The 5,352-nt window shown below is 66.0% G+C and carries 5 protein-coding genes; 2 read left to right on the plus strand and 3 right to left on the minus strand.

From position 1 onward, the window contains the following. Window positions 1-352: 352 nt before the first annotated feature. From ACFXJL_RS00005 to thyX, 3 genes are all read right to left on the minus strand, one after another. Window positions 353-2,038 carry a ribonuclease J gene (locus ACFXJL_RS00005; RefSeq protein WP_329023895.1) on the minus strand — a complete coding sequence of 562 codons (1,686 nt, stop codon included), beginning with the start codon at window positions 2,036-2,038 and terminating at the stop codon, window positions 353-355. Window positions 2,039-2,170: 132 nt separating this feature from the next. Beyond that, complete coding sequence (dapA, locus tag ACFXJL_RS00010) at window positions 2,171-3,070, minus strand: 4-hydroxy-tetrahydrodipicolinate synthase (RefSeq protein ID WP_329023893.1); 900 nt, start codon at window positions 3,068-3,070, stop codon at window positions 2,171-2,173. Window positions 3,071-3,338: 268 nt separating this feature from the next. Next, window positions 3,339-4,079, minus strand: coding sequence for an FAD-dependent thymidylate synthase (gene thyX / locus ACFXJL_RS00015; protein ID WP_358878629.1), 741 nt, complete (start codon window positions 4,077-4,079; stop codon window positions 3,339-3,341). A gap of 336 nt (window positions 4,080-4,415) precedes the next feature. Between thyX and ACFXJL_RS00020 the strand changes: the two genes are divergently transcribed. Together ACFXJL_RS00020 and ACFXJL_RS00025 are read left to right on the plus strand one after the other, a co-directional pair. Further along, window positions 4,416-4,655 carry a hypothetical protein gene (locus ACFXJL_RS00020; RefSeq protein WP_329023889.1) on the plus strand — a complete coding sequence of 80 codons (240 nt, stop codon included), beginning with the start codon at window positions 4,416-4,418 and terminating at the stop codon, window positions 4,653-4,655. A gap of 95 nt (window positions 4,656-4,750) precedes the next feature. Then, window positions 4,751-5,302 carry a hypothetical protein gene (locus ACFXJL_RS00025; protein WP_358878630.1) on the plus strand — a complete coding sequence of 184 codons (552 nt, stop codon included), beginning with the start codon at window positions 4,751-4,753 and terminating at the stop codon, window positions 5,300-5,302. Window positions 5,303-5,352: the final 50 nt, after the last annotated feature.

Here is a 5,352-nt window from a genome sequence, read left to right on the forward strand (position 1 = left end):
GACTTTTGGCACGCTGTTGAGTTCTCAAGGAACGGACGCTTCCTTCAAATCCCTCTCAGGACTCTCCGGGCTTTTCCCTCCGGTCTTGCGTTTCCAACCCTACCAGACCTTTTTCTCACTCCGTTTCCGGACTTCGAATTCGATCCAGCACCCGATTGGAAGGGCTTTTCGCCTTTCGGCTGAGCCGACTTTATCAGAAGATTCTGAGTCGGAATTTCCGTTCCGATGAGATCGGGTGACCAAGTGTCTGAAGACTCCGGGTTCCCGGTCGGGCGGGGTCGTAAACGTACTGGAGCGGAGCGCCCCGATGCAAATCGAGGCGCTCCGCTCCAGCGGACGCGTCGTCAGACCGTCAGACCTCGACCACCACGGGGAGGATCATCGGGCGTCGACGGTAGGTGTCGGACACCCACTTGCCCACGGTTCGGCGCACCAACTGCTGGATCTGGTGCGGCTCCACCACGCCGTCGGAAGCCGACCTGGCGATCGCTTCCTCGATCTTCGGCATGACGTCGCCGAAAGCGGAGTCGTCGATGCCGGAGCCGCGTGCCTGGAAGTGGGGACCGCCGACGACCTTGCCGGTGGTGGAATCGACCACCACGAACACGGAGATGAAGCCCTCGTCCCCAAGGATTCGGCGATCCTTCAGCGAGGACTCCGTGACATCGCCGACCGACAGGCCGTCCACGTACACATAGCCCGCCTGCACCTTGCCGACGATCTTGGCCTTGCCGTCGATCAGATCGACGACCACGCCGTCCTCGGCGATGACGATGCGGTCCTTCGGAACGCCGGTCAGCGCTCCGAGTTCCGCATTGGCCCGCAGGTGACGCCACTCACCATGGACCGGCATCAGGTTCTTCGGCTTGCAGATGTTGTAGAAGTACAGCAGCTCGCCCGCGGACGCATGGCCCGAGACGTGCACCTTGGCGTTGCCCTTGTGCACGACGTTCGCGCCCCAGCGGCTGAGGCCGTTGATGACGCGGTAGACGGCGTTCTCATTGCCCGGGATCAGCGACGACGCCAGGATGACGGTGTCGCCCTGGACGATGCGGATCTGGTGGTCACGGTTGGCCATCCGGGACAGGGCCGCCATCGGTTCGCCCTGGGAGCCCGTGCACACCAGGACGATCTCGTGCTCCGGCAGGTCGTCGAGGGTCTTCACATCCACGACGAGGCCGGCCGGGACGCGGAGGTAGCCGAGGTCCCGTGCGATGCCCATGTTGCGGACCATCGACCGTCCGACGAAGGCGACCCGACGGCCGTACTCGTGGGCCGCGTCGAGGATCTGCTGGATGCGGTGCACATGGCTGGCGAAACTCGCGACGATGATGCGCTTCTGCGCGTTGGCGAACACCTGCCGCAGCACATTGGAGATGTCCCGCTCCGGCGGAACGAACCCGGGGACCTCGGCGTTCGTCGAATCGGACAGGAGGAGGTCGATGCCTTCCTCGCTGAGCCGGGCGAACGCATGGAGGTCGGTGAGCCGACGGTCCAGCGGCAGCTGGTCCATCTTGAAGTCACCGGTGTGCACCACCATTCCCGCCGAGGTGCGGATCGCCACCGCCAGGGCATCGGGGATGGAGTGGTTGACCGCGATGAACTCGCAGTCGAAGGGGCCGATGCGCTCGCGGTTCCCCTCGGAGACCTCAAGCGTGTACGGCCGGATGCGGTGCTCCTGAAGCTTCGCCTCGATGAGGGCGAGCGTCAGCTTGGATCCGATGAGTGGGATGTCCTGCTTCAGCCGCAGCAGATAGGGGACACCACCGATGTGATCCTCGTGCCCGTGGGTCAGGACGATGCCCTCGATGTCGTCGAGGCGATCCCTGATGGTGGTGAAGTCGGGCAGGATCAGGTCGATGCCGGGCTGCTCCTCCTCGGGGAAGAGGACGCCGCAGTCGACGATGAGCAGTCGGCCGTCGATTTCGAAGACCGTCATGTTTCGACCGATCTCACCGAGCCCGCCGAGAGGGGTGACACGCAGTCCACCCTTGGCGAGCTTCGGCGGAAGGCCGAGTTCGGGATGCGGATGGCTCAAAAGACTCTCCTCACCACATACGCCACGTGCCGCTAAGGACACATGGCGTACGTGACATTCGTGCACTTGCAGGTTCTGTACCCGATCGTGATCGATCGGGTCGTTTCACTTATTTAGTTGTGAAGTCTGTGGTCACAGCTGTACCCCGCCGGCCGTGAGGTCGATCTTCAGCTGGGCGGTCTCCTCGGGCGACAGCTCGACGAGGGGGAGCCGCAGGGGACCGGCGGGCAGGCCGAGCAGGGCGAGGGCCGCCTTGGTAGTGATGACGCCCTGTGTCCGGAACATTCCGGTGAAGACGGGAAGCAACCGCTGGTGGATCTCGGTGGCCTTCTGGACGTCGCCGTTGATGTGCGCGTCGACGAGTGCGCGCAGTTCCGGGGTGACGACGTGGCCGACGACGGAGACGAAGCCCACCGCGCCGACGGAGAGCAGCGGAAGGTTGAGCATGTCGTCGCCCGAGTACCAGGCGAGACCGCTGCGGGCGATGGCCCAGCTGGCCCGGCCCAGGTCTCCCTTGGCGTCCTTGTTGGCGACGATCCGTGGGTGCTCGGCGAGCCGCACGATCGTTTCGGTGTCGATCGGGACGCCACTGCGACCGGGGATGTCATAGAGCATGACCGGCAGCTCGGTGGCGTCGGCGATGGCCGAGAAGTGGCGGAGCAGTCCCTGCTGGGGGGGCTTGTTGTAGTAGGGGGTCACCGCGAGGAGGCCATGGGCACCGGCCTGCTCGGCCGCACGGGCGAGTTCGATGCTGTGGCGGGTGTCGTTGGTGCCGATGCCGGCCACGATGTGGGCGCGATCTCCCACCGCTTCCCGTACCGCCCGTACGAGCTGGTCTTTCTCCGCGTCACTGGTTGTGGGCGACTCTCCGGTGGTGCCGTTGAGGATGAGGCCGTCGTTGCCTGCGTCCACCAGATGGGCCGCCAGACGCTGCGCGCCGTCGATGTCGAGTGCGCCGTCCGCCGTGAATGGCGTGACCATGGCGGTGAGGACCCTCCCGAAGGGGGTCTGCGGAGTGGAGATCGGAGCCATAGGTAACACGCTACTCGTTGCTCAGCACACTGTGTCCCTTGAGGGGCGTGACGTACGACTGACGCAAGGAGCCCGGCACTGCCTGCTCGGGGGTTCAGGCAGTGCCGGGTCCGTTTGATCAGCCTAGATGAACTTCATGAAACACCGCAATGCGGACACTTCGCCGGACGAGTCCGTACATGTGTCCCCAACGGCCTCGGCAGCCGCTGAGGAAGTCCCCCTTCGGGAATCCGGGGGAATCTCCTGGAGAGGGTCGAGTCCCCGGACGTCAGGGGGCGATGCGCCCATTCGCGTTGAAGGCGGCGTGGGTCAGCGGCATCAGCCGGGCCCAGTGCTCCTCCATCCGCTCTCCGACCATCTCGATCTCCCGCTGCGGGAAGGACGGGACCGCCGCGAGTTCGTGCTGGGTGCGCAGACCGAGGAAGTGCATCAGCGAGCGGGCGTTGCAGGTGGCGTACATCGAGGAGAAGAGGCCCACCGGGAGGACCGCACGGGCGACCTCTCGTGCGATGCCCGCGGCCAGCATCTCCTGGTACGTCTCGTACGACCGACGGTAGGAGTCCTCCATCGCCTCACTGACGATCTTGTGCTGCTGGGGGCTGCCGTCGATGAAGACGTACTTGCCCGGGCGGCCCTCCTGGACCAGCTTGCGGTCCTGGCCGGGAACGTAGAAGACCGGCTGTAGCTCCCGGTAGCGGCCCGACTCCTCGTTGTACGACCAGCCCACGCGGTGCCGCATGAACTCGCGGAAGACGAAGATCGGGGCGCTGATGAAGAAGGTCATCGAGTTGTGCTCGAAGGGGCTGCCGTGACGGTCGCGCATCAGGAAGTTGATGAGCCCCTTGGAACGCTCGGGGTCCTTCTGCAACTCCGCGAGGGACTGCTCTCCTGCCGTCGAGACGCGGGCGGCCCAGAGTACGTCGGAGTCTGCGGCGGCCTGCTTCACCAGCTCGACGCTGACGTCGGCGCGGAAACTGGGAGTGGCGGACTCGGCGGGCGTATCGGTCACCGGGAGGGGTCCTTCCAAGGGCTGCGTGGGCGGCGACCACTCTAGTCCACCTGCCTCGTCATCCTTCTTCGACCGACCCACGGCCGGACCCCGATCGACCTCGGCCAGCGTGCGACCGCACCACGGCCGCCCGCATGTCAGACCCCGTGACAGACCCACGTGCGAGATGCGTGAGCCGCCCCGCTCTGCCGGGGACACCGGGGAGGCGTCCGTCCTCATATCGGTTCCTCGACAGCCGGCCGGCTGTCGGATCGGCAGCGAAAAATGGGCACCGATTCCGCTTTCCGTACGTCTATAGGAGTGACAGCTCGATCATCACACCAAGGAGAGTGCCTGATGTTCCGCCGGCGCGAGGCCGTCCCCTTTTCGTTCGTGGCCGAGCGCAATCAGTTCCGCAGTAACGTCACTCCCCCACCGAGACAGCGCCCGAGTGTCTCCCAGCTCACGGGTCGCACCCTGACCGGTCTGACCATCGTCGCGGGCCTCGTCGGTTCGTTGCTCCTGGGCATGCCTTCGCTGGAGTCCAGCACCGCACCGGCGCACAGCCAGCAGTCCGAAGCGGCCGAGCGTCGCTGACCCGTACGGCCCCCCTGGGGTGGTCGGCCGAAGGGCACCTCGGTAGCCTCACCCGTCACAGCCCCATCCCGTGTGCTGGTGAGTGAGGATCAGTCGTGCCCCTGCCCTTCCTGACGGCGGACCGCACATTCGACGCGAACGCGGACGATGTTGCCCTGCCCTTCGACGATCATGACCTGTGGCGACGGCCCTACCGTCCCGGGCCCTGGCGGGTGGGGGTCGCGGCTGTGCTGCTCCTCCTTGCCTCCTTCGTACTGATCGCCGGAGTGATCACCGCGTTCGCCGGTGCGCTCGGCGGGGCGGCCGTGTGCATGGCGCTGGGAGGCGGCGTCATCGCGGCGGCCCTGCGTCTGCTGCGCATGGGGGTGTGGGTGAGCCGGCACGGCTTGCGGCGCGTCGCCTTCGTCCTGACCACCACGGTGGAATGGGCCCGGATCGCGGAGATTCGGACGGCGCAGCAGCCCGTGCGGTGGCTGGGGCTGCCCCGTACGGTCCAGGGCCAGGCACTCCTTCTCGTACGGAAGGGATCGAGCGATCCCCTTCTGCTGCTGACCGATCACAACGCGGACTTCCTCTCCCGTGTCGAGGCGTTCGATCGCGCAGCGGACACCGTGGAGGCTTGGGGTTCGGAGTACCGGACGGAGTGAGGTCGAGAAGTCGCCAGAGCACGGAAGAGGCCGGTCACCCCTGGGGTGAC

It is taken from the genome of Streptomyces sp. NPDC059256 (assembly GCF_042753785.1).
GTDB lineage: Bacteria > Actinomycetota > Actinomycetes > Streptomycetales > Streptomycetaceae > Streptomyces.